A 23,251-nucleotide genomic window follows, 5' to 3' on the forward strand; every position below is an offset into this window, starting at 1 on the left:
AGAAACAATCTAAGATACGGTATATGTTTAATTTTCTTAAAAAGAAAAAAGAACTTCCTGAGTTTAAGTTCATAAAAACATACTCTGAAAAGGATAAATATTTTTCACGAACAAAAAAATGGGATTGGTTAAATTCTGAGCAAATTTCTTTATTTGAAAAAAGTGTTAATGGAAAAATCAAAATAATAACTCTAGATTATTGGTCTCAAGAAATGTTTCTTGATGCTGACGGACAAAAAACAATTTCTAATTATTTAAATATACTTGTTAAACAATTCCAAAATAGCAAAATGGAAATTCCTGATGATTTAGATAAATTTATGATAGAAACACTACTCAGTTTAAAGTCAGACTTAAATGCTATAGAATTTAATAATTCACCTAAAAAATTAAAACCTGAATTCAAAAATCCAATAAAAAAACAATCAAATAACGCCTAACATCCCTTTTAACTTTCTACAGTTATATTACTTTCTGTACATATAAATATAATTCTCTAAACTTTTAAATACTAAATTTTGAACTTCTTAAACCTCATACGTTGGAAAAACCTAATAATGATTGCTCTTGTTCAATTACTTATTAAATATGCTTTTTTAACTCCTTTTGGAGCGCAAACAAGTTTAGATGGATTAGGTATTACACTTTTAATTATAGCCACTGTATGTATTGCTGCCGCTGGAAATATTATTAATGATATTAACGATATAGAAACCGATTTTATAAACAAACCAGATAAAATTATAGTTGGTAAAACCATTTCAGAAAAAACAGCATACAACCTTTTTATAATTTTCAATTTACTAGGTGTTGGCATCGGGTTTTATTTATCTCATTCAGTTAATAAAGCATCTTTTTTTTCTTTGTTTGTTATTATCTCTGCATTGCTATATATATATGCAACTCATTTAAAACGTACATTACTTATAGGTAATATTGTAATATCAACACTCGTTGCTTTAAGCATTATTATTGTTGGGGTATTTGAATTACTCCCTGGTTTAACCTCTTACAATAGAGATATTCAAATTATCTTTTTTAAAACCATTCTTGATTATGCTTTATTTGCTTTCATAATTAATTTATTACGAGAAATAGCTAAAGATATTGAGGACATAGATGGAGACTACAAAGCAGGTATGAATACCTTACCAATAGCAATTGGAAGAGAACGCGCCACTAATGTATTATTTGTTTTATCGCTCAGCCCATTACTTGCTATCCTATTATATGTTATTAATGATTTATATAAAAATGCCATAGCTGTTATCTATTTTTTACTCTTGGTTGTAGGCCCTCTAATCTATACAACTATTAAAACCTTCAGTGCTAAAACAAAGCAAGATTATCATCACATAAGTAATATATATAAATTAGTAATGTTCTTTGGTATGCTTTCTTTACTTTTATACAAATATGTTATTCTAAAATAATGCTTAACAACAAACTAAAAAACTACCATATTATTTTGGCTTCAGGATCTCCTAGAAGACAAGCATTTTTTAAAGATCTAGGCTTAGACTTTGAAATTAGACTAAAATCCATAAAAGAAGAATACCCACCACGTTTAACACATTTTGAGATTAGTAATTACTTAGCTCAATTAAAAGCATTACCTTTTAAAGACGAATTAAAACCTAATGATATACTTATTACAAGTGATACCATAGTCTGGTATAACAATAAAGCATTAGGAAAACCAAAAGATGAAAACGATGCTTTTAGCATATTAAAATCTTTAAGTAATTCTACTCATGAAGTCATAACATCTGTGTGTTTTACTAAAACTGATTATGAAAAAACGCTTCATAATATTACTAAAGTTACTTTTGGCATGCTATCTGATGAAGAAATATGGTATTATATAAAAAAAGACAAACCGTTTGATAAAGCTGGCGCCTATGGCATTCAGGATTGGATAGGTCAAATTGGAGTTACCAAAATAGAGGGATCTTATTTTAACGTTATGGGATTACCCACTCACCTACTTTATAAAACATTAAATGATATTTCTCAAAAGGAAAAAATTATAAAATAAAAATATATGAAAAAACTTAGTTTCTCATCCTTATCAATGGCTATTATATTAGGCTTTAGCTTAATCCCAAATTTAAGCCTATCTCAAAATAAAAATACGCCTCAACCAGCAACTCTGTTTGTAGAATTACCAGATTACTGTCCTACTCCAGATGCATTCGATATTGCACCAGATGGCTCACTAACATTATCTTGCCCTAATTTTGCCGATAAAACAATATCTAGCGTTATTGTAAAAATATCTAAAGACAAAAAAGTTTCTAAACTTATCGAATTACCAGGCGTTTCAGCCGATAGAAAAGCACGCCCAATGGGCATTGCTTATGCACCAGACGGTAGTTTATATGTTTGTGACAATCAAGGTAAGCAACAAGGCAGACTATTACGTGTTACATTCAATGAAAACGGTGATTCAAATATCGAGATTATCGCTCATGGTATGGCGCAACCTAACGGGCTACGCTACCATAATGATAACCTTTATGTTACGCAACCTAAATTAACAAAAATAAAATCTAAAAATTTAACTAGTGGCCTTTATTGCTTTAAAGCTACAGATAGAAACATAAAAGTTAATAACAATAAAAGTGATTCTAATTTAATCTTTACAACCGAAACCAAAAATCCAAAAAGAAAAGTTGGTCTTGACGGATTAGTATTTAATAAAGCAGGAGAATTATTTGTTGGTGATTTTGGAGATGGCGAAATTATTAAACTTACACTTAATAATGCTGGTAACAAAGTTATTAAAGATGAATTATATGTTAACATACCAAAAACCTCTGGAATGGATGGTATTAATGTAGATAGCAATGATAATATTTATATTGCTGGTTTCTTAAAAAATCAGATTTTAAAGGTGGACACAAACAAAAAGATTACTATTATTGCCGATTACCCAGATAATGATGGTAGCAACGGACAGATAGATCAACCTGCTGACTTAATCGTATATAACGACACACTTATCATTTCTAATTTCGATTTAATGGTTGCTCCAGGTATGGAAAACACTAAACACAGTAAACCTTATACTATTTCTGCAATTGATTTAAAGAAATAACCTTAATTTTTATACCATTTAATATTGAGCACATTTAAAGTTTTTCGTTTTATTCGAAAAACTTTAAATGTGCTTTTTACTTTATGAAAAGTTAAATAACATGGTATAATGATTAAAACTTTGTAAATTTATGTATTATTTAAACCTAAATTAAACTCTTCTTCCCTTTTCTGTTATTCTAAAAAATTAAGATGAGATCATTATAAAGATTAATATCATGATACATAAATTCATAAAAAACATTAAAACCAAAGTGTTATTCTGGTTAGCTATTGGTTTAGTATTTGTAACTTTTAGCTGTGCAAAACAAAAAGTTAATCCCCTTTTAGCATTAAATACAACTTCCAACACCAGTTCTTCTACTTTAAAAAAAACTAATCCAGATTTTAACAAATATTGGTATGCAGGTGAAGCAGAAATATCATCGTATAAATTAGAGCAAGCCCGTTATGGAGAAATACGACAAGGGCATGCTATTTTAGTTTATGTTACCGAAGATTTTTTACCTAACGTACAAGTTAAAGCAGACTCAAGGAACTCTAATAACATTCCTATATTAAAGTTAAATGCTACTAAAAAATTTAATACAGGTATTTATCCTTATTCTATTATGCAAAGTACTTTTTACCCTATTTCTAATAACAAACATGCTATAAAGGTATCTAGTTCTATGCAGGAGTGGTGTGGACATGTTTATGCACAATTAAATAACAGGGAACAATTTGAAATTATGTCTCATTCTTATTTTGAAGGTGAAGCAGATATCAACTTCAAAATGAAAAAAAACATATTAGAAAACGAATTATGGACACAATTACGCATTAATCCTAAATCCCTTCCTACAGGAGATTTACAAATCATTCCTTCATTTGAGTACACACGATTGCGTCATGTTCCAATAAAAGCATACGCAGCGAATGCTTCAATAAGTAATAACACGTACACAATATTCTATCCAGATTTAAATAGAACCTTAATTATTAAATTTAATTCAAATTTCCCTTATGATATTTTAGGCTGGGAAGAAACATTTAAAAGTGGTTTTGGTAATAAAGCTAAGATAATGACCACAAAAGCTTCTAAATTAGAAACTATTAAATCTGCTTATTGGAACAAAAACAACAATAAAGATGAAACACTTAGAAAAACACTTCAGCTAAACTAAAGTTATTTATCTTTGATTTCATCTTTATATCAAGTTTAAAATAATAAATACCTATGTTTTTTGATACCTACAAGAATGAATTAATAATAAGTGCTATTGTTCTTTTCTCTTTTCTACTTATAAAACTCATTACAACTTTTGCTATTACAAGAATTGCAAAAAAAAATGGTATCATTACACCTAGAATAAGGCTTATGCGTAAATACATTAGTGTAACACTAATTTTAATAGTTATACTTATAGAAACTTTTGTTTTTGGTGCTGGTTTTAAAGAACTTGCTGTTGTATTCTCTTCTGTTTTTGCTATTCTTGGTATTGCATTATTTGCAGTATGGTCTATTTTAAGCAATGTAACATCTGGTGTTATTATGTTCTTTTCTTTTCCTTATAAAGTAGGTGATAAAGTAAAAATTCATGATAAAGACATTCCTACTGAGGCTATTATTGAAGATATTAGAGCCTTTCAGCTTAACTTACGTTTAGACAATGGAGATTTGGTAACATACCCAAATAATTTAATGCTACAAAGAGCCGTTACTTTAGTTGAAAAAGATGCTATGGAAGTAGAAGATGATGGTGCAGATATTGTTTAAATAATAAGTCAAATTTTTACAATACATACTCTAAAATTAAGAGTCCAATTTATTTTAACAAACACAACTTAACCACACATCAAACTCATTTTCAAACAGATAAAACACTTCTAAACAAATAAATCTTAAGTAAGGTCACAAAAGCTCATTTGCTAATACTTAAATTTAAAAAAAACATATCCCTAAATATTTATAAAATAAGCAGGAGTAGCTAACGTTAAATAAACATTAAAACCATAGATTGAGCTTCTTCTTTTTATATTTTTGATTTAAAAGCTAAAAATTATTATGCTAAAACGTTATTCATTCCTCATTTTTACTTACTTTTTTTGTTTTTATACCCAAGCTCAAAAACCAAAAACACCTTCATCTTCAAACATTTACGAATCCATACAAAAACTTAACTTTTTAGGTTCTGTATTATACGTAGCCGCGCATCCAGATGATGAAAACACACGTCTAATATCTTACATGTCTAATCATGTAAAAGCAAGAACCGCTTATTTATCATTAACACGTGGTGATGGTGGACAAAACCTTATTGGACCAGAAATTAGAGAACTTCTAGGTGTAATAAGAACACAAGAATTATTAGCTGCAAGACGTATTGATGGTGGCGAACAATTATTTACTAGAGCTAACGATTTTGGATATTCTAAACATCCAGATGAAACTCTAGAAATATGGAATAAAGATCAAGTACTTAGCGATGTAGTTTTAGCCATAAGAAAATTTAAACCTGATGTTATTATAAATAGATTCGACCATAGAACACCAGGCACCACTCATGGCCACCATACAAGTTCTGCCATGCTAAGTGTTGAAGCTTTCGATTTGGCTAACAAAAACACCGCATACCCTGCTCAAGTAAAAAATGTTGGACTATGGAAACCACAACGCCTATTTTTTAATACCAATTGGTGGTTTTATGGTAGTAAAGAAAAATTTGAAAAAGTAGACAAGAGTAACATGCTCCATTTCGATATTGGCACCTATTACCCACTTAAAGGACTATCCAATAACGAAGTAGCAGCCTTAGCTAGTAGCCAACACTTATGCCAAGGTTTTGGTCGTTTATCGCAACGCGGTACGCAACAAGAATATATCGAATTTTTAAAGGGTACACCTATATCTAATAAAAAAGATATCTTTTCAGGAATAGATACCTCTTGGAATCGTGTAAAAGGCGGAAAAGCTATAGGAGCCATTTTATATGAAATTGAAAAAAACTTTAATTTCACAACGCCATCAGAACATATACCTCAATTAATTGAAGCATACAAACTCCTTCAATCTATTGACAACGACCATTGGAAAACACAAAAAACAAAGGAATTAAAGGCTATCATTGAAATGTGCGCAGGTTTATATTTGGAAGCCTCTGCAGAAACCAATTGGACAACTCAAAACGAAACCGTTAATTTAAGTATAGAAGCACTTAACAGAAGTACACTTCCTATAACTTTAAAAAGTATTAATAGTACTAATGGTTTAAATATTTCAAAAAGCATAATACTACAAAATAATGTAAAGCATACTTTTAAAGAAACTATTGAAATTGCAAACAACGCCCAACCAACAACACCATATTGGTTGAGTAAAAAAGGAACCTTAGGGATGTATCATGTAGATAATAAAAATTTAATAGGACTTCCCGAAACACCAAGAACACTTAGCATAAATTTTAATTTAGAGATTAATAATATACCTCTTACCATTACAAAAAGTATTATACAACGTTACTCTAAACCAGATAAAGGAGAATTATACAGACCTTTTGAAATTATTCCAGAAGTTTCTGCTAAAATTACAGATAAGGTTATCATTTTTGAAAATGACAAACAGCGCGACATCACTGTTGTTGTAAAGGCGGGACGTGATAATTTAGAAGGTACAGTAAGCATAAATCATCCTAAAAATTGGAATATTTACCCTGAAAAACAAAAAGTAAATATTATTAATAAAGGCGAAGAACAAACATTAATATTTACAGTAATTCCTCCAAAAAACCAGAGCGAAGGCAATATAACGCCCATTGTAACCATTAATGGGAAAAATTACTCTAAAGAACTTATAGAAATTGGGTACGAACATATTCCCTTTCAAACTGTTTTACTACCTAGTGAAAGTAAAATTGTTCGCTTAGATATTAAAAAGAAAGGTGAAAACATTGGCTACATTCAAGGTGCTGGTGATGTTGTACCGCAAAGTTTACAACAAATAGGTTATAACGTGAGAATAATAAAACCAGAAGACATAAATACCGAAACTTTAAGCAGGTTTGATGCCGTTGTTGTTGGTATTAGAGCTTATAATATTCTTGAAGATTTAAAATTTAAGCAACAACAATTATTTGATTTTGTTGCTGAAGGCGGAAACATGATTGTACAATATAATACCAGTCACAGATTAAAAACTGAAGAACTAGCCCCTTATAATTTAAAACTATCGAGAGATAGAGTTACCGATGAAAATGCAGAAGTTCGCTTTTTAAATCCAGAACATCCTGTTTTAAATTACCCAAATAAAATAACGCAACAAGATTTTCAAGGTTGGACGCAAGAACGTGGTTTATATTTTCCAAGTAGTTGGTCTAATAAGTTCACTCCTATCCTATCTATGAATGATAAAAACGAAAAACCTAAAAAAGGAAGCTTACTAGTCGCTAAACACGGTAAAGGTCATTATATATATACTGGATTAAGCTTTTTTAGAGAGTTTCCAGCAGGTGTTTCTGGTGCTTATCGCTTATTTGCTAACATGCTCTCTATAGGAAAAGAAAACTTAAAACAAGCTCCCCAATTAAACGATTAATTATGACCGATAAAAAACGACATAAACAGCCTTGGCTTAAACTATATTCCATAGTTTTAATAGCTAATGCACTTTATTTTTTAGCCTTTTACCTAATTACACAAGCCTTTTAATATGCAAAAGTTAGAATGGATTGATTGGGTGGTACTTCTAGTAACCCTACTAGCTATTGTGGGCTACGGTACATGGCAAACACGAGGAAGCAAAAATGTAAAAGATTATTTAAGAGGCGGTAATACCTCCAAATGGTGGACTATAGGATTATCTGTAATGGCAACTCAAGCCAGTGCAATTACGTTCTTATCGACCCCAGGACAAGCATTTAATGACGGTATGGGCTTTGTTCAGTTTTATTTTGGACTTCCTATAGCCATGATTGTAATTTGTCTCATATTTATACCTCTATACCACCGCCTTAAAGTATATACAGCTTACGAGTTTTTAGAGAATAGATTCGATTTAAAAACACGAACCTTAGCAGCTATTTTATTTTTAATTCAGCGTGGCTTAGCCGCAGGAATTACCATTTTTGCACCAGCTATAATCTTATCGGTAGTTTTAGGTTGGGATTTACTCACCCTAAACATCATTATTGGTCTACTAGTAATCATTTATACCGTTTCTGGAGGTACACGTGCAGTAAACGTCACCCAAAAACACCAAATGGTTGTTATTTTTATAGGTATGTTAGTCGCTTTCTTTTTAATAGTTAGTAAACTTCCTCAAGACATCACATTTAGCAAAGCCATACAAATTGCAGGAGCTAGTGGTAAAATGGAAGTTTTAGACTTTTCATTTAACTTGAATAATAGATATACCTTTTGGAGTGGTATTATTGGAGGTACGTTTTTAATGTTATCTTATTTTGGGACAGACCAAAGTCAAGTACAACGTTACCTATCTGGTAAATCTGTTAAAGAAATGCAACTCGGTTTAATTTTTAATGGCTTATTAAAAATACCTATGCAATTCTTTATTCTACTAGTTGGTGTAATGGTTTTTGTATTCTATCAATTTAATAAAGCACCCGTTAATTTTAACCCAACAGCAACAGAGGTTGTTTTAAATTCTGAATACGCCGAAGATTTTAAAACCCTTCAAAAAGAACAGCAAGATATTTTTAATGATAAACAAAAAATCATTAGTTCATTTATTAAATCTGAAAACCCTGAAGCTGCCAAATACATTTCAATAGCTAATGAAGCAAACGATGAAATCAGGAAAGAAGCTAGAGTATTAATAGACAAAGCCTCTGAAGCTCAAAATATAAAAGTAGAGAGTAATGATAAAGATTATGTGTTTATTCACTTTATTTTAAACAATTTACCACGAGGTTTAATAGGCTTACTTTTAGCTGTTATTTTAAGTGCTGCCATGTCTAGTACAGCTAGTGAATTAAATGCATTAGGGTCTACAACCACCATAGATTTATATAAACGTAATACCAGTAAAAAAACTGAAGAAGAGATGGTTAAAGCTTCTAGGTGGTTCACTTTTGCTTGGGGTATTATTGCCATTGGTGTAGCATGTATTGCTAATCTTGCTGAAAATTTAATTCAATTAGTAAATATTATAGGTTCTATTTTTTATGGTAATGTTTTAGGTATTTTTCTATTGGCATTTTTCTTTAAATTCGTAAAAAGCAATGCCGTTTTTATAGGTGCCTTAATTACTCAAATTATAGTTATTGCTCTATATCTTTTAGATTTATACGACATAATTAACTTGCCTTTTTTATGGTTGAATTTTGTTGGCTGTGTTATCGTCATGGCTATTGCATATATACTTCAAACATTAACTCCAAAAGGAAAGATGGTTTCGGTGTGATAATATGTTAGTATAGGGTTTACTGTTTTGAGGAATTTATTTTCTCTTTAAGAAATATGCGAAAAAGCTACTTTATTTTATAGGTAGCTTTTTTGTTTTGGTATTTTTTACTCATATTGTCGATAGTTAGAATTATTAGGCTTAATTGTCTTAGCTCAATTGGTATAATACCAATTATAATTTAAAACAATCCTTAAAGGTATTTATATAAAATTCAGATTTAACAATACTGATTATGTTTTCATTATTAATTTCAGTTTTTACAGTTTTATTTAACCAGAGTTTAAGTTCTTTAATATTATCAAAAGTTTTATTTTTAAATTGTTCTTTGAGATATTGCCATACTTTCTCACAAGGGTTGAGCTCTGGAGAATATGGCGGTATTCTAATAAGTTTAATATTATCTGGGAGGTTTATGTTTTTAGTAGAATGAAACCCTGCATTATCAATAATCACAATTTTTAATTCCTCAGGATTGTGTTGCGAAAATGCTTTAAGATAAGCTTCAAATATAAGGGTATCTACACCTTCTACTTCCCAAGTAAAATGACTTCCATCGATAGGAGAATAACTTCCGTATAAATCGTGTTTTTAAAAGCTTGTTGATAATTTACTATGGGTTTTACCCCTTGAGCTGTCAGGACTGTCCCTACATGAGTCATCATGCCAAATCTACTTTCATCTTGAAAATAAAGATTGAAGGATTTATAATCTTTATTAAGACTTAATCTTAATTGTTTTAGAAAATTAGGAAGTTTTTTTAAAGACCGATAGGGCTTGTTTTTCTTGTTTATAATGTGATTTTCTTGGATGCTTTTTCTTGATTTTAAAATGACGTATTAAATAAGCTCTTAAAGTCTGATAGTTAATTGTTTGATTGTGGTATTCCTTAACCCAATCTACAGCGTGCCAATATCCTAATATTAGTATTATTTTTTGCTTCAATTACGAGTTGTGTGACGAAAAGAATTAGTAGACCTTATATTATTGGAAATATTTATGATGAAAATACTCATGAAAAAATTGGTAGAGTACAAATTATTACTTGGAATAATAAAACAGAAGATTATTATACAGAAACAGTCAGTAACAAAAATGGCTTCTTTAATCTTTTACAAATTAGTTACATAGACAAACTTGCAATTGGAGGAGAAGCTCCAATGGGATTTTATAGTTTCATTTTAAAAAAGAAAGGTTATCATGAAAAACAAATTGAATCAAAAAGCAAACATGGATTTACAAAAGATACAATTAGATATGATTCTATTTTTTTAACGCCAATAAACAAAACGCTACCTAATAGCCTCTAATATGAAAACCTTAGTCTAGTATTCAAAAATTAACTTAAGTCATTTTTTTACAATTGCTCATGAGAAAGATGTATTATTTCTAATATGGTTAACAAAAACAAATTTTAAATGAAAAATATAACCTTTTTATTATTCATAGTTCTATTTGTTAGTTGTAAAACAACTTATCATTCATACATATATGATATAGAATCAAAAACACCAATTGAAAATGTAAAAATATACAATCTTAATAGTTTAGTAGTAAAAACCGATAGAAATGGATATTTTGAGATAAATAAAATTAAAGGAGGTGAATTATAGAGTTGTTATAATACCATCTATGAGTACTCAAAACGGGGAATTCATTGAAAAAAGTTTTACTGGAGATACAATTTTTTAATTCACAATAAAAGAGAATACAATAAATATTATAACAATTAATAAAGTTATCTAATTATCTGTATAATTAATATGAAAAATATAATAGAAAAAATTATTCGTTAACTGATAAATAAGGATATTTTAAAATAAACACCGTTGAAAATAATATAAAACGCTATTTAATTATTGAAAATGAAAATAAAATTATAGATTCTATTCAAGTAATAGAAACACAAGGAGGAGAAAAAATTAAACATAGTTTTATTCAAGGTAGAAGTGATACCTTATTTCTAAAAAGGAAACTATAGCAGCGGTTAAATAATTTTATAAAAACTTTTCTCTATGCAAAAACAAGATAAAACTATAAACTGGGGATTATTGGTTTGGGGAATATTGCTAACAAATTTGCTCAAGATTTATTAACAGTTGAAAATACTCAACTTTATGCAGTAGCCTCAAGATCCCAAGAAAAAGCAGACGCCTTTGCTGCAAAATATAGAGCTTCTAAAGCCTATAACAATTATGAAGCCTTAGCAAAAGACTCTAATATTGATGTCGTTTATATAGCAACTCCTCACCTATTACATAAAGAAAATACTCTTTTATGTTAAGAAAATGGCATAGCCGTTTTATGCGAAAAACCGTTTGCTATGAATACCGAAGAAGTAGCACAAATGATAAATAAAGCTAAATTCAAAAACGTATTACTTATGGAAGCACTTTGAACTTACTTTTTACCGCATTACCAATTTGTATTAAACAAATTAAAAAATGAAACTTATGGAAAATTAACAAAAATAGAAGCCGATTTTGGCTTTTATAGAGCATTCAACAATAACTCAAGACTTTTTAATAAGTCTTGAGGCGGGGGCAGTTTATTAGATATTGGTATCTACCCTATTTTTGCAACCTTATCAACTTTGGGAATCCCAAAAACTATTGAAGCTCAAGCTTCTTTTTTTGATAATGGTGCAAATTCTTCTTGTAGTATGGCTTTTAAGTATGATAATAACATAATTGCATTATTAAAAAGTACACTTCTCGAAGATACTCCTAAAGAAGCCATTTTTTATTGCGAAAAAGGAACTATTAAAATTAATAAAAGCTTTTTTGCTCCTACTACAGTAACGATAGTCGCAGAAGAAAAAGCAGAGATCATAGATTTTAACTACACGACTATTGGTTATAATTACGAAATTATTCATTTTAACCAACTACTACGCCAAGAAAAAACAGAAAGTAATATTATGTCTTTTGAGTTTAGTCTAGAACTCATAAAAACTCTTGATCGTATTAGACATTTAATCGGTTTAAAATATTAAATAACACTCTACTCATTTTAAAATTTTCTGCAAAATAAAACATAACTCATAAAAAAGCGCAACTTATTTAAGTTGCGCTTTAAATATTTACTAAATGTAGAAAACTATTTAGCTCCCCATTCTTTAAGAGAATCTTTATTCATTTTTACATAATCAGCATTTCCGGCTTTTTCAGCACCAGCTAAAGATTTTTTAGCAGCAGCAATAGCTCCTTTTTTATCTCCTGCCTTAGCATGAATTAAAGATTGTTGTCTAAGCATCCAAAAAGGAGGATTATCTTTAGATATTTCAATGGCTTTATCAATCCAAGTTTTAGCTTTATTAATATCTTTACCTTCTTGTAAATAGTAAACAGCTGCCGAAAAATAATCTCTAGCTCCTGGACCATTCATAACACTCTCTATACTAGCACTAACTCCTTTATCTGTAGGTACTTCAAAAGTAACACCAACATAAACATCTTCCCATAATATTCCTAAAGCAGCAGATTTATTAGTTAGGTCATCAAATGTCATAGTAAAAGTTTCAATTTTCACAGGCATTTTAATAACATCAACAGTTGCTTTAGCAGCTACTTTAGTGTCATCCCATGTTTTTGGTGTTCCCCAATTATCAGCATCAGCATAAAATATTACTTCCCATGATTTTTCATTAGGCTTTGTAAAAATAGCATAAGTCCCTGCTTTTAAAGTTTGTCCAGAAATAACTACTGCATCACTAAATGTAATTTTAGTATTAGCATTAGCTCCAGTTCTCCATAACTTTCCATAAGGTACTAAGTTTCCAAAAATAGCTCTATCACGCATTGAAGGTCTCGAATATTCTAGAGTTACATCGGTTAAACCCACTTTCTGCTCTATTTTAGAAAACGGACTAGGTTGCGGTGTTTTAACTTGTGCATTCACAGTGCATACTGTTGCAAATGCTAATAACATAAATAGTAATTTTCTCATTTTGATTTTTTATTTAATAATACAGATTAATTATTTGTGGTATAAATTTACGCATACAAATTTCGTTAAATGTTAACAAAACCTTAAAATAAGTCATCGTATATTTGCTCAATAATAATTTTTGAATTACTAAAGAATTAGGTTTCTTATTTAGAATAATTTAGAACCGAAAGATTATATATTTTTTAATAAAAGCTATAGATATTCTTTCCTCATTTAACATAAAAAATAAAAATAAATGAAAGCATACTACGCAGAAATAATGGGCACATTTGCTATGGTATTTTGTGGTTGTGGAGCCATGACTATTAATGAAATAACCAACGGAAGTATTTCTCATGCAGGTGTTGCTATTACTTGGGGGCTTATTGTAATGACAATGATTTATGCCTTTGGAGATATTTCTGGAGCTCACTTTAATCCTGCCGTGACCATAGCTTTTGCATTTGCAAAAAAATTCTCATGGAAAAAAGTTCCTAAATATATTTTAGCACAAGCCATTGGAGCTATTTTTGCTTGTTTTTTATTATGGTTTTTATTTCCAGAAAGTCAGTTTTTAGGAGAAACAACTCCTGCTCAAGGTTTTTTGCCATATAAAGCAGCTATTCTAGAATTTATATTAACATTCTTCCTTATGGTAGTTATTATAAATGTATCTACTGGTAGTAAAGAAATTGGTACTATGGCTGCTATAGCTGTTGGAGGCGTTATTCTTTTAGAAGCCATGTTTGCTGGTCCAATGACAAAAGCATCTATGAACCCAATTCGTTCTATAGCGCCTGCTATATTTACTGGTAATTTTCAATATTTATGGCTGTATATTTCTGCACCTATATTAGGAGCTATAATAGCAGTTTCTAGTTGTAAGCTTGTAAAAGACGAAAATTGTTGTTAACAAACTAGTTAGTAAGTATTCTATTTTTATTTAGTTTAATTTAAACGTTTTATATCTTTAACATAAAGCATTTAAATGAAAATTCTCGTTACAGGAGCTACAGGTTATATAGGTAAACGTTTAATACCCATTCTTATAAACAAAGGTAATCGTGTTATTTGTGTAGTACGAGATAAATTACGTGCTGAAAAGAGTTATTTTGAAGAAGAACTCATTGAGATTATTGAAGTAGATTTTTTAAAACCTAAAACACTTAAAAATATTCCAAAAGACATAGATGTAGCTTACTATTTAATCCATTCAATGTCTAATGCTTCAAAAGATTTTGAAGCTCTTGAAAAAAGCTGTGCAACTCATTTTAAGTCGTATTTAGAAACGACAAATGTTAAGCAAGTTATTTACCTAAGCGGTATTACAAACGAAAAACAACTCTCAAAACATTTACGTTCAAGAAAAGAAGTTGAAAACACTTTAGCATCAAAAAAATACGCACTAACAACTTTTAAAGCAGGTATTATTGTTGGTTCAGGGAGTTCATCGTTTGAAATTATTAGAGATTTAGTAGAAAAACTCCCCTTTATGATTGCTCCAAAATGGCTGAATACAAAAACGCAACCATTAGCAGTTAGAGATATTTTATCTTTTTTGCATGCAGCTGCAGGAAATAAATCTATTTACAACACCTCACACGATGTGTTTGGATCAGAAATATTGACCTACAAAGACATGCTACTTCAATTTGCAAAAATTAGAGGTTTAAAAAGATACATCTTTACAGTACCTATAATGACACCCAAGCTTTCATCTTACTGGTTATATTTTGTAACCTCGACTTCATATAAACTAGCAACATCATTAGTAGATAGTATGGGAGTACAAATTATTGGTAAATCAAGTAAAATAAACCAAATATTAAATGTAACGCCTTTAACCTACAAACAAGCTGTAGAATTAGCTTTTGAAAAAATAGAACAAAATAGTATTGTTTCTAGTTGGAAAGATTCTATAATTAGTAGTGGCAGATTAAAAAATAATTTACACAAATACGTAAATGTGCCTAAATATGGATGCTTTAAAGATTATAAGGAACAAAAAGTAAATAATCCTAAAAAAACAATTGATAAAATTTGGAGTATTGGAGGCACTACAGGCTGGTATTACGGTACGTTTCTATGGCGGATTAGAGGATACATTGATAAACTTTTTGGAGGTATAGGTTTAAGAAGAGGACGTACTAGTTCTATAAATTTGAATGCTGGTGATGCATTAGACTTCTGGAGGGTTATTTTTGCCAACAAAGAACAACAAAAGCTCCTACTCTATGCAGAAATGAGGCTACCTGGTGAAGCTTGGTTAGAATTTAAAATTGAGGGTAACATCTTAAAGCAAACAGCAACATTTAGACCTCGTGGTCTTGCTGGTCGCCTATACTGGTATAGTGTACTTCCTTTCCATGGGTTTATTTTTAAAGGAATGATAAAAAAACTTTCTCAATAACTAAACTAATAAATATATAATATTTTTGTTTAACATTTTTATTAATTAATTAAACATTTTGTATATTTGATATCATTAATTGTTCTTAATTCTAGATTTAGTAATATAGAAATTATAAATAATTTCATTAAAAAAGAGATTAAGTCTAATGAGATTAAAACAAACTTAATTTAATATTGCTCTAAATGAAAATTAGCATAATTCACCTAAAAACAGTAAAAAACACGCTAAAAATATTAATTTCAATAAAAAATAATTAAAAAAGTGAATATTTGTGAGAATTTATTATATTGTCATATTGTGAATTAAATACAAAATTTATTTACATATAAACAACTATTTTAGACTAAACATTAAGGATATGGAACTTATTGAAAGAGCGGTAGAATTTGAACAACGTAAACATACATTTAAAACAACTAGTGAACGCATAAAAGCATCAAGAGAGGTTAAAGACCTTATTTTAAGCTTAAATGACATATACAAAAAAGGGAAAGACCAAGACATTATGGATTTAATGAAACGTCTTACTGCTGTTAAACAAAAAATTGAAAAGCGCCTTAAAGGGCGGCCATAAATCTTAAATAATAAATGAAAACAATTATAGTAGTTGGAGGAAGCAAAGGAATAGGACAAGCTACAGTTACAAAACTACTTAAACATTGTAATGTTGTTAATATTAGTAGAACTGTTCCAAAGCTAACACACGAAAATTTAACACACTATAGTTGTAACATTAGAACTGACAACTTACCTCATATTGATGATGTTGATGGTATAGTATACTGCCCTGGAAGTATTAATTTAAAACCTATAGATCGCTTGAGTCTTGATGATTTCAAAAATGATTTTGAAATCAATGTTTTAGGGGCTGTAAAAACAATTCAAAAATATTTATCCGTACTAAAAAAAGGTAATAAACCAGCTATCGTTCTTTTTAGTACAGTAGCTGCAAAATTAGGCATGCCCTTTCACGCCAGTATAGCAGCATCAAAATCAAGTATAGAAGGCTTAGTAAAATCATTAGGAGCAGAATTAGCTCCAACTATTCGCATTAATGCGATAGCACCAACTATTACAAATACACAACTAGCTTCAAAGCTTTTGCGTAATGAAAAGATAGTTAAAAATATAACCGAAAGACATCCTCTAAAAAGAATACTAAACCCTGAAGAGGTTGCTGACATGACAGACTTCTTACTATCAAATAAAGCAGCCTCAATATCTGGACAAATATTTGAAATGGATTGTGGTATCGTAAGCTTTAAAATATAAATTATGAACTCTTTTTTAGCATCTCTAGCAACTTTATTTTCAAGGAATGATAAGCCGCAAATAAGTGAGACTTCTATTTATGACATTAAGATAAGCACATTAAAAGGACAACCTATAAAATTATCGCAATTCAAGGGAAAGTATATACTTTTTGTAAATGTAGCCTCCAAGTGTGGTTTTACCCCTCAGTATAAAAATTTACAAGAACTACATACAAAATACAAAGACAAACTTCAAGTTATAGGATTACCCTGTAATCAATTTGGCAATCAAGAACCTGAAAAACTTAGTGTTATAGAATCATTTTGTGAAATTAATTATGGTGTGAACTTTTTAATAACCGAAAAAATTGATGTAAAAGGCAATAATAAACATCAATTATACAGTTGGTTAACTCAAAAAATCAATAACAGGCAATTTGATTCGTCTGTAAAATGGAACTTTCAAAAATACTTAGTAGACACAAACGGCAACCTAATAGATTACTATTTCTCGATAACAAATCCGCTAAGTTCAAAAATCACAAAACACTTAAAATAAAAAGGATGTTTGGATTATTCAAAAAGAAATCAGAAATAGAAAAACTTCAAGATAAGTACAAATCACTTATGGAAGAATGGCATAAACTATCTAGTATAAATAGAGTTGAAAGTGATAAAAAATACGCAGAAGCAGAAGCTATTTCTAAAAAGATTGAAAGTATATCCTCATGAAAATACTAAAATATGTTATCCTTTATTTAATTCTCAATTTTAGTGCTTTAATTATTGGTGTCTTTTTAATGAATGATGGACCACAAACCGCTTGGTACACCAACCTAAATAAAGCACCTTGGACGCCTCCAGATTGGTTTTTTGGAGTAACATGGACAAGCATAATGATTTGTTTTTCAATTTATATGGCATATTCACACAAAATACATCCAAGTAATAAAGTAAAAAGTCTTTTCTTAATTCAATTTATTTTTAATATTATTTGGAACTATGTTTTCTTCAATCAACATTTAATTGGTTTAGGTTTTATTGTCATCTTATTATTAACAATCATTATAGCAACGTTTTTATTTTTGCTTCAAAAGAAATTAAAAACAAAAACCATATTAATATTACCTTATTTAATTTGGTTATGCATCGCAACATCACTTAATGGCTCTATTTTATTTTATAACTAGAAAAAATCGATGAAAATTTACAGACTACATAAGAAACAAAACTTACCCATATCCATAGATCAAGCATGGGAGTTCCTGTCCAATCCCAAAAACCTAAAAACAATAACACCAGAATATATGGGATTTAATATACTATCTGGTGCAGACAAACCTATGTACGCAGGTCAAATTATACAGTACATTGTAACCCCAATTTTGGGTATTAAAATTAAATGGATTACCGAAATAACCCATAGTCTAGACAAACAGTATTTTGTAGATGAACAGCGCTTTGGTCCCTATGCGTTATGGCATCATAAACATTTTATAAAAGAAATTGATGGCGGTGTAGAAATAGAAGATATCATAGATTACAAAATCCCTTTTGGGGTTTTAGGTCAACTAGCACACCCCATTTTAGTAAAACCAAAACTAGAAGAGATCTTTAGTTATAGAACCCAAAAATTAGAAGAACTTTTTGGTAAATATTAATTTTTAAATGAAAACAAGACTAAACATATTCTGGTTTCGCCGTGATTTAAGATTAGAAGATAATCATGGTTTATTTGAAGCACTAAAAGGAGACTACAAAGTACTTCCCATATTTATTTTTGATTCTGAAATTTTAGAAAAACTACCAGAACATGATGCTCGAGTTACTTTTATATACCAAACAATACAAAATATAAACACATTACTCCAACACAAATACAATACTGAAATTACTTTATATAAAGGCAAACCCATAGACATTTATAAGCAATTAATTAAAGAACATGATATCCAATCTGTATATACAAATCATGATTATGAACCCTATGCCAGAAAACGAGATTCAGAAATAAATGATTTATTAACCCTAAATCATATTAAATTTAGAACTTATAAAGACCAAGTTATCTTCGAAAAAGATGAGGTTGTAAAAAAGGACAACTCCCCCTATTTGGTATACACGCCATACATGAAAAAGTGGAAAGAAACTTTTAAAAGTATAGACTTTAAATCTTATGGTTCAGAAAACTTGTTAAGCAATTTAATTACAAACCAATTACCATCAAATTTAAGTTTATCCGATATTGGTTTTAAAGTATCATTGCAACCTATAAAACCATATAAGATAACCTCTTATCTGATTCAAAACTACGAAACAACTAGAAATTTTCCAGCTCAAGACAGTACTTCTAAACTAGGGCCTCATTTGCGTTTTGGCACTGTAAGTATTCGTGAAATGGTAGAAAAAGCTACAAAAGAAACCAATGAAGTATTTTGGCAAGAACTTATTTGGCGTGAATTTTTCACACAAATCCTTTGGCATTTTCCACATACACAAACTAAAAGTTTTAAACCTAAGTACGATCGCATTATATGGCGTAATAATGAAGCTGAATTTAAAACTTGGTGTGAAGGCAAAACAGGATACCCGTTAGTTGATGCTGGTATGAGGCAATTAAATACAACAGGTTTTATGCACAATCGTGTACGCATGTTAGTAGGCAGTTTTTTATGCAAACACTTACTTATAGATTGGCGCTGGGGAGAAGCCTATTTTGCAGAAAAACTACATGATTATGATATGGCTAGTAATATTGGTAATTGGCAATGGGTAGCTGGTTCCGGTGTTGATGCCGCTCCCTACTTTAGGATATTTAATCCAACAACTCAAATTGAAAAATTCGATAAACAATTAAGTTACATTAATAAGTGGGTACCAGATTTTCAAGAACTCACCTACCCCACACCAATTGTCGACCACAAGTTTGCCAGAGAACGCTGTTTAACAACCTTTAAAGAAGCTCTTCAATAAGTTTCTTTATACAATTTTGAAATTATAAGTTCTTTATTTTTTCCTATAATCTATAGGTTTAATCTCTTTAACTTTTTTAAAAAACCTAATAAAGTGAGATAAATCATTAAAGCGATTAGAAAAGCAATATCTGCTATACCTTTATTGGTTTTCAAGTAAATCTCTACACACAGCATATACTCTTAATATCAATTATATTTTAAAAAATACTATCAAAAACTAAAATTATAAATACACAAGAAATAGTAAACCAATGAGCACAAATGTGTTAATTAAAAATATAGAATGCATTGAAAATTTATATACATACAATATAGTTAGTAAAGAAATGCTTCGTTATCTAGATGCTTAGTGGAAAGCAGAATGTATGGAATAAAAGGAAACAATGTTTAGATAACGTACCTGAATTTCATAGTGATGAAATTAGCAGCCCCATAGTTACTGATAATCATTTTACAAGTAAAATGACTTTCGATGTGACTTTTAAAGATTATGCAGACAACAAATGCTAGAAGTTACAGTTTTTTAAATTAACGATGACAAAATTGTTAATGAACAGTTTTTTTATAGCTTATAGTATGTAAATAATAAACTGGCATAAAAAAATACGCTTGTTAATTAGTTTATTTTTTTATGCCAGTTTATTTTATTTATTATTATTATTATATGTATTTTTATGCTATACGCTCAATTTTAGCACCTATAGCTCTTAATCGTTCATCAATATTCTCATAACCACGATCTATTTGCTCAATATTCTGAATAGTAGATGTTCCTTTAGCAGAAAGCGCAGCAATAAGTAATGAAACACCAGCACGAATATCTGGAGACGTCATCGTAGTTGCCTTTAAATTTGATTTAAAATCATGTCCTATAACCGTAGCACGATGTGGATCACATAAAATAATTTTAGCTCCCATATCGATAAGTTTATCAACAAAAAATAAACGACTTTCGAACATTTTTTGGTGTATTAGCACACTACCTCTTGCTTGAGTAGCCACAACTAAAATGATACTTAATAAATCTGGAGTAAATCCTGGCCAAGGTGCATCAGAAATAGTTAGAATTGAACCATCTATAAAATTTTGTATTTCATAACCATCTATATGCGCAGGAATATGAATATCATCTCCTTTCTTTTCAACAGTTATACCTAATTTTCTAAACATATTGGGTATAACTCCTAAATCATTCCAACTTACATTTTTTATAGTAAGTTCACTCTTGGTCATAGCTGCTAAACCAATCCAGCTCCCAATTTCAATCATGTCTGGCAGCATAGTATGATTTGTACCTCCTAAGTTTTCAACACCATCAATAATTAACATGTTAGAACCTACACCGCTAATTTTAGCGCCCATTCTATTTAGCATTTTACATAATTGCTGTAAATAAGGTTCACAAGCAGCGTTGTATATAGTCGTTTTTCCTTCGGCCAAAACAGCAGCCATAACAATATTTGCTGTACCAGTAACAGAAGCTTCTTCTAAAAGCATGTAAGCTCCTATTAATTTATCTGCTTCAACACCATAAAACTGTTCTTCCTTACTGTAGCCAAACTTAGCTCCAAGTTTTATTAGACCTTCAAAGTGGGTATCTAGTCGACGACGTCCAATTTTATCTCCTCCTGGCTTAGGAATATACCCTTTACCAAAACGAGCCAATAATGGCCCAACAATCATTATAGAACCTCGTAACCCTCGTCCATCAATTTTAAATTCGTCTGATTCTAAATATTTAAGATTAACTTCGTCTGCTTGAAATGTATAAGTTCCTTTTCCTTTCTTTTCAACTTTAACTCCTAGCTTTTTCAACAAACTAATTAGCTTATTAACATCTACGATGTCAGGGATATTGTTGATTTTAATTAATTCTGGGGTTAATAAAACAGCACATAAAATTTGTAATGCTTCGTTTTTTGCACCTTGAGGTTGTATGCTCCCCTTTAACTGGTGACCACCTTCAATTTTAAATATTCCCATGCTTAACTAGTAACGTTTTCTTTGTCTATTATTAGTATGTTTTTTGTGGTGAGTTGGTTTCTTATTATTAGAAAACTTCCCTTTATTAGAACGCATTAAACTTGAGGCATCTGTTAAATCTTCTTTAGATCCTTTTAAGTTAATTTTCCCTTCCGAAAGCTCATATAAATGATTGTAAATTACACCATCTTCTACGGTATCTTTATTCCAATTTAAAAAACACTTCTTCATGTGATTTGCAATAGTAAAAGTAAGCGCTTGTTTAAGATCTCCTTCTTCCCATGTATTAGCAACATCAATCATGGTTTTAATATTATTTCCGTAAAAACGATATTTAGGAAAATTTTGTGGATACCTTAAAGGTTCTGGACGCTCTTCTAAAAGCTCTTTTGTTGGTTTTTCATAAGGTGAATCAACATCTAATTCAAAATTAGACATAATAAAAAGCTGATCCCAAAGTTTGTGTTGAAAATCGGGAACATCTCTTAAATGCGGTTGCATATTTCCCATTACAGAAATAATGGCTTTTGCTATCTTATTACGTTCTTCCTTTGTTTCAATGGCTTTAGCATAGCTAATCATTTTCTGCATATGACGTCCATATTCTGGAATGATTAAGTGCTCACGCTCTGTGTTATATTCTAAATTGTCTATCAAAATTAAATGTGTAGGGTTATATTTATTGCATGTAGTTGTTATGCTAGCGCAAAATACAAAAAAAAACTAAAGACTTATAACTCCTTCAACTTTTTCTGCTACTTCTTTATATTTTTCAATAACAGCGTCTGGATTAGGCATTAATAAATTAATAGAGACGCTTGTATATTTTCCATTTTTAGATTCAGTAGTTCTTATAACAGCTCCCATATTATCAAATATAGCTTCAAGCTTTGTTATTTTTTCAACATCGGTTTTTATAATAAATTTATATAAATACTCTGTTGGCCAACTAGCTGTTTCGTGTAATTGCTCTTTTAATTTTTTATAAAATTCTTCCGAATTTGGAGGTGTACTCATAATCTTTTTAATAAGCTGCAAATATAAGATTTTATGTATTCTAATTTCTATTGTTTCTCAATGATCATATAAACATAACATTTATACAATTGATAGACACAACAATTACTAAAACAACTTTTTTTACTAGTAAGTATTGCTGTTTTAATAGTCATAAAATAAAATGATTATACGTAATATA

The 23,251-nt window shown here is 29.8% G+C and carries 26 protein-coding genes and 1 pseudogene; 22 read left to right on the forward strand and 5 right to left on the reverse strand.

Annotation, left to right across the window (positions count from 1 at the left end; all coding sequences use genetic code 11):
• Window positions 1-23 precede the first annotated feature (23 nt).
• The 8 genes from A8C32_RS14880 (at window position 24) to A8C32_RS14915 (ending at window position 9,499) form a co-directional block, all read left to right on the forward strand.
• The gene (locus tag A8C32_RS14880; RefSeq protein WP_069831214.1) at window positions 24-440 is read left to right on the forward strand and encodes a hypothetical protein; all 417 of its coding nucleotides are present in this window, start codon (window positions 24-26) and stop codon (window positions 438-440) included.
• A gap of 78 nt (window positions 441-518) precedes the next feature.
• Window positions 519-1,433, forward strand: coding sequence for a geranylgeranylglycerol-phosphate geranylgeranyltransferase (locus A8C32_RS14885; protein ID WP_083253372.1), 915 nt, complete (start codon window positions 519-521; stop codon window positions 1,431-1,433).
• The gene (locus tag A8C32_RS14890) at window positions 1,433-2,038 is read left to right on the forward strand and encodes a Maf-like protein (RefSeq protein WP_069831216.1); all 606 of its coding nucleotides are present in this window, start codon (window positions 1,433-1,435) and stop codon (window positions 2,036-2,038) included. Before A8C32_RS14885 ends, A8C32_RS14890 begins: the two co-directional genes overlap by 1 nt.
• A gap of 6 nt (window positions 2,039-2,044) precedes the next feature.
• Window positions 2,045-3,100 (forward strand): NHL repeat-containing protein, encoded by a 1,056-nt coding sequence (locus A8C32_RS14895; RefSeq protein ID WP_069831217.1) that lies wholly within the window; start codon window positions 2,045-2,047, stop codon window positions 3,098-3,100.
• 217 nt (window positions 3,101-3,317) lie between these two features.
• Window positions 3,318-4,265, forward strand: a complete 948-nt coding sequence (locus A8C32_RS14900; RefSeq protein ID WP_069831218.1) for a septum formation inhibitor Maf — start codon at window positions 3,318-3,320, stop codon at window positions 4,263-4,265.
• Between the two features lie 53 nt (window positions 4,266-4,318).
• Window positions 4,319-4,858 (forward strand): mechanosensitive ion channel domain-containing protein, encoded by a 540-nt coding sequence (locus A8C32_RS14905; RefSeq protein ID WP_069831219.1) that lies wholly within the window; start codon window positions 4,319-4,321, stop codon window positions 4,856-4,858.
• A 288-nt stretch (window positions 4,859-5,146) separates the two neighbouring features.
• A complete protein-coding gene (locus A8C32_RS14910) occupies window positions 5,147-7,672 on the forward strand; it encodes a PIG-L family deacetylase (protein ID WP_069831220.1) in 2,526 nt (841 codons plus the stop codon).
• 114 nt (window positions 7,673-7,786) lie between these two features.
• Complete coding sequence (locus tag A8C32_RS14915; protein WP_069831221.1) at window positions 7,787-9,499, forward strand: sodium:solute symporter family protein; 1,713 nt, start codon at window positions 7,787-7,789, stop codon at window positions 9,497-9,499.
• 174 nt (window positions 9,500-9,673) lie between these two features.
• Here A8C32_RS14915 and A8C32_RS14920 read toward each other — a convergent pair whose 3' ends face one another.
• Complete coding sequence (locus A8C32_RS14920; RefSeq protein ID WP_240491784.1) at window positions 9,674-10,060, reverse strand: transposase; 387 nt, start codon at window positions 10,058-10,060, stop codon at window positions 9,674-9,676.
• A 395-nt stretch (window positions 10,061-10,455) separates the two neighbouring features.
• On the opposite strand from A8C32_RS14920, the gene A8C32_RS14925 reads away from it, so the two are divergent.
• The 4 genes and pseudogenes from A8C32_RS14925 to A8C32_RS21400 all read left to right on the forward strand — a co-directional run bounded on the left by A8C32_RS14925 (window position 10,456) and on the right by A8C32_RS21400 (window position 12,494).
• Complete coding sequence (locus A8C32_RS14925) at window positions 10,456-10,809, forward strand: hypothetical protein (RefSeq protein ID WP_069831222.1); 354 nt, start codon at window positions 10,456-10,458, stop codon at window positions 10,807-10,809.
• A gap of 108 nt (window positions 10,810-10,917) precedes the next feature.
• Entirely contained in the window at window positions 10,918-11,112 is a 195-nt protein-coding gene (locus tag A8C32_RS14930; protein ID WP_069831223.1) for a hypothetical protein, read from the forward strand.
• 443 nt (window positions 11,113-11,555) lie between these two features.
• A pseudogene (locus A8C32_RS21395) lies at window positions 11,556-11,897 on the forward strand (Gfo/Idh/MocA family protein).
• 195 nt (window positions 11,898-12,092) lie between these two features.
• Window positions 12,093-12,494 (forward strand): hypothetical protein, encoded by a 402-nt coding sequence (locus A8C32_RS21400; protein WP_349267252.1) that lies wholly within the window; start codon window positions 12,093-12,095, stop codon window positions 12,492-12,494.
• 104 nt (window positions 12,495-12,598) lie between these two features.
• On the opposite strand, the gene A8C32_RS14940 is transcribed toward A8C32_RS21400, so the two are convergent.
• Entirely contained in the window at window positions 12,599-13,447 is an 849-nt protein-coding gene (locus A8C32_RS14940; RefSeq protein ID WP_069831224.1) for a DUF2911 domain-containing protein, read from the reverse strand.
• 238 nt (window positions 13,448-13,685) lie between these two features.
• Here A8C32_RS14940 and A8C32_RS14945 point away from each other — a divergent pair, with 238 nt between their 5' ends.
• From A8C32_RS14945 to A8C32_RS21140, 10 genes are all read left to right on the forward strand, one after another.
• A complete protein-coding gene (locus A8C32_RS14945; protein WP_069831225.1) occupies window positions 13,686-14,342 on the forward strand; it encodes an MIP/aquaporin family protein in 657 nt (218 codons plus the stop codon).
• A gap of 75 nt (window positions 14,343-14,417) precedes the next feature.
• On the forward strand, window positions 14,418-15,839 hold the full coding sequence (locus A8C32_RS14950; protein ID WP_069831226.1) for an SDR family oxidoreductase: 1,422 nt from the start codon (window positions 14,418-14,420) through the stop codon (window positions 15,837-15,839).
• A 361-nt stretch (window positions 15,840-16,200) separates the two neighbouring features.
• Window positions 16,201-16,416 carry a hypothetical protein gene (locus A8C32_RS14955; protein WP_069831227.1) on the forward strand — a complete coding sequence of 72 codons (216 nt, stop codon included), beginning with the start codon at window positions 16,201-16,203 and terminating at the stop codon, window positions 16,414-16,416.
• A 14-nt stretch (window positions 16,417-16,430) separates the two neighbouring features.
• A complete protein-coding gene (locus A8C32_RS14960) occupies window positions 16,431-17,114 on the forward strand; it encodes an SDR family NAD(P)-dependent oxidoreductase (protein WP_069831228.1) in 684 nt (227 codons plus the stop codon).
• 3 nt (window positions 17,115-17,117) lie between these two features.
• Window positions 17,118-17,654, forward strand: a complete 537-nt coding sequence (locus A8C32_RS14965) for a glutathione peroxidase (protein ID WP_069831229.1) — start codon at window positions 17,118-17,120, stop codon at window positions 17,652-17,654.
• 5 nt (window positions 17,655-17,659) lie between these two features.
• Complete coding sequence (locus A8C32_RS20380; protein WP_123803443.1) at window positions 17,660-17,827, forward strand: Lacal_2735 family protein; 168 nt, start codon at window positions 17,660-17,662, stop codon at window positions 17,825-17,827.
• Window positions 17,824-18,285: a TspO/MBR family protein gene (locus tag A8C32_RS14970; RefSeq protein ID WP_069831230.1), complete on the forward strand. Its 462-nt coding sequence runs from the start codon at window positions 17,824-17,826 to the stop codon at window positions 18,283-18,285. Before A8C32_RS20380 ends, A8C32_RS14970 begins: the two co-directional genes overlap by 4 nt.
• A 9-nt stretch (window positions 18,286-18,294) precedes the next feature.
• Window positions 18,295-18,756, forward strand: a complete 462-nt coding sequence (locus A8C32_RS14975) for an SRPBCC family protein (protein WP_069831231.1) — start codon at window positions 18,295-18,297, stop codon at window positions 18,754-18,756.
• A 7-nt stretch (window positions 18,757-18,763) separates the two neighbouring features.
• Window positions 18,764-20,068 (forward strand): cryptochrome/photolyase family protein, encoded by a 1,305-nt coding sequence (locus tag A8C32_RS14980; protein WP_069831232.1) that lies wholly within the window; start codon window positions 18,764-18,766, stop codon window positions 20,066-20,068.
• Window positions 20,069-20,412: 344 nt separating this feature from the next.
• Window positions 20,413-20,580, forward strand: coding sequence for a SnoaL-like domain-containing protein (locus tag A8C32_RS21140; protein WP_240491761.1), 168 nt, complete (start codon window positions 20,413-20,415; stop codon window positions 20,578-20,580).
• Window positions 20,581-20,742: 162 nt separating this feature from the next.
• Here the strand turns inward: A8C32_RS21140 and murA are convergent, their stop codons facing one another.
• The 3 genes from murA to A8C32_RS15000 form a co-directional block, all read right to left on the reverse strand.
• The gene (gene murA / locus A8C32_RS14990) at window positions 20,743-22,053 is read right to left on the reverse strand and encodes a UDP-N-acetylglucosamine 1-carboxyvinyltransferase (RefSeq protein WP_069831233.1); all 1,311 of its coding nucleotides are present in this window, start codon (window positions 22,051-22,053) and stop codon (window positions 20,743-20,745) included.
• 6 nt (window positions 22,054-22,059) lie between these two features.
• Window positions 22,060-22,710 (reverse strand): DUF4290 domain-containing protein, encoded by a 651-nt coding sequence (locus A8C32_RS14995; protein WP_069831234.1) that lies wholly within the window; start codon window positions 22,708-22,710, stop codon window positions 22,060-22,062.
• 66 nt (window positions 22,711-22,776) lie between these two features.
• Window positions 22,777-23,070 (reverse strand): DUF493 family protein, encoded by a 294-nt coding sequence (locus A8C32_RS15000; RefSeq protein ID WP_069831235.1) that lies wholly within the window; start codon window positions 23,068-23,070, stop codon window positions 22,777-22,779.
• Window positions 23,071-23,251: the final 181 nt, after the last annotated feature.

The sequence above is a fragment of the Flavivirga aquatica genome (genome assembly GCF_001747085.1).
In the GTDB taxonomy this organism is placed as follows: Bacteria; Bacteroidota; Bacteroidia; order Flavobacteriales; family Flavobacteriaceae; genus Algibacter_C; species Algibacter_C aquatica.

What these genes read in the sequence shown, in the direction of transcription:
- A8C32_RS14945 (WP_069831225.1), top strand. Translation starts at nt 13,686, where the DNA reads ATGAAAGCATACTACGCAGAAATAATGGGCACATTTGCTATGGTATTT.
- A8C32_RS14975 (WP_069831231.1), top strand. Translation starts at nt 18,295, where the DNA reads ATGAAAATTTACAGACTACATAAGAAACAAAACTTACCCATATCCATA.
- A8C32_RS14955 (WP_069831227.1), top strand. Translation starts at nt 16,201, where the DNA reads ATGGAACTTATTGAAAGAGCGGTAGAATTTGAACAACGTAAACATACA.
- A8C32_RS14930 (WP_069831223.1), top strand. Translation starts at nt 10,918, where the DNA reads ATGAAAAATATAACCTTTTTATTATTCATAGTTCTATTTGTTAGTTGT.
- A8C32_RS14890 (WP_069831216.1), top strand. Translation starts at nt 1,433, where the DNA reads ATGCTTAACAACAAACTAAAAAACTACCATATTATTTTGGCTTCAGGA.
- A8C32_RS14910 (WP_069831220.1), top strand. Translation starts at nt 5,147, where the DNA reads ATGCTAAAACGTTATTCATTCCTCATTTTTACTTACTTTTTTTGTTTT.
- murA (WP_069831233.1), bottom strand. Translation starts at nt 22,053, where the DNA reads ATGGGAATATTTAAAATTGAAGGTGGTCACCAGTTAAAGGGGAGCATA.
- A8C32_RS14980 (WP_069831232.1), top strand. Translation starts at nt 18,764, where the DNA reads ATGAAAACAAGACTAAACATATTCTGGTTTCGCCGTGATTTAAGATTA.
- A8C32_RS14970 (WP_069831230.1), top strand. Translation starts at nt 17,824, where the DNA reads ATGAAAATACTAAAATATGTTATCCTTTATTTAATTCTCAATTTTAGT.
- A8C32_RS14960 (WP_069831228.1), top strand. Translation starts at nt 16,431, where the DNA reads ATGAAAACAATTATAGTAGTTGGAGGAAGCAAAGGAATAGGACAAGCT.
- A8C32_RS14915 (WP_069831221.1), top strand. Translation starts at nt 7,787, where the DNA reads ATGCAAAAGTTAGAATGGATTGATTGGGTGGTACTTCTAGTAACCCTA.
- A8C32_RS21140 (WP_240491761.1), top strand. Translation starts at nt 20,413, where the DNA reads ATGCTTAGTGGAAAGCAGAATGTATGGAATAAAAGGAAACAATGTTTA.
- A8C32_RS14905 (WP_069831219.1), top strand. Translation starts at nt 4,319, where the DNA reads ATGTTTTTTGATACCTACAAGAATGAATTAATAATAAGTGCTATTGTT.
- A8C32_RS14900 (WP_069831218.1), top strand. Translation starts at nt 3,318, where the DNA reads ATGATACATAAATTCATAAAAAACATTAAAACCAAAGTGTTATTCTGG.
- A8C32_RS20380 (WP_123803443.1), top strand. Translation starts at nt 17,660, where the DNA reads ATGTTTGGATTATTCAAAAAGAAATCAGAAATAGAAAAACTTCAAGAT.
- A8C32_RS14895 (WP_069831217.1), top strand. Translation starts at nt 2,045, where the DNA reads ATGAAAAAACTTAGTTTCTCATCCTTATCAATGGCTATTATATTAGGC.
- A8C32_RS14940 (WP_069831224.1), bottom strand. Translation starts at nt 13,447, where the DNA reads ATGAGAAAATTACTATTTATGTTATTAGCATTTGCAACAGTATGCACT.
- A8C32_RS15000 (WP_069831235.1), bottom strand. Translation starts at nt 23,070, where the DNA reads ATGAGTACACCTCCAAATTCGGAAGAATTTTATAAAAAATTAAAAGAG.
- A8C32_RS14880 (WP_069831214.1), top strand. Translation starts at nt 24, where the DNA reads ATGTTTAATTTTCTTAAAAAGAAAAAAGAACTTCCTGAGTTTAAGTTC.
- A8C32_RS14965 (WP_069831229.1), top strand. Translation starts at nt 17,118, where the DNA reads ATGAACTCTTTTTTAGCATCTCTAGCAACTTTATTTTCAAGGAATGAT.
- A8C32_RS14950 (WP_069831226.1), top strand. Translation starts at nt 14,418, where the DNA reads ATGAAAATTCTCGTTACAGGAGCTACAGGTTATATAGGTAAACGTTTA.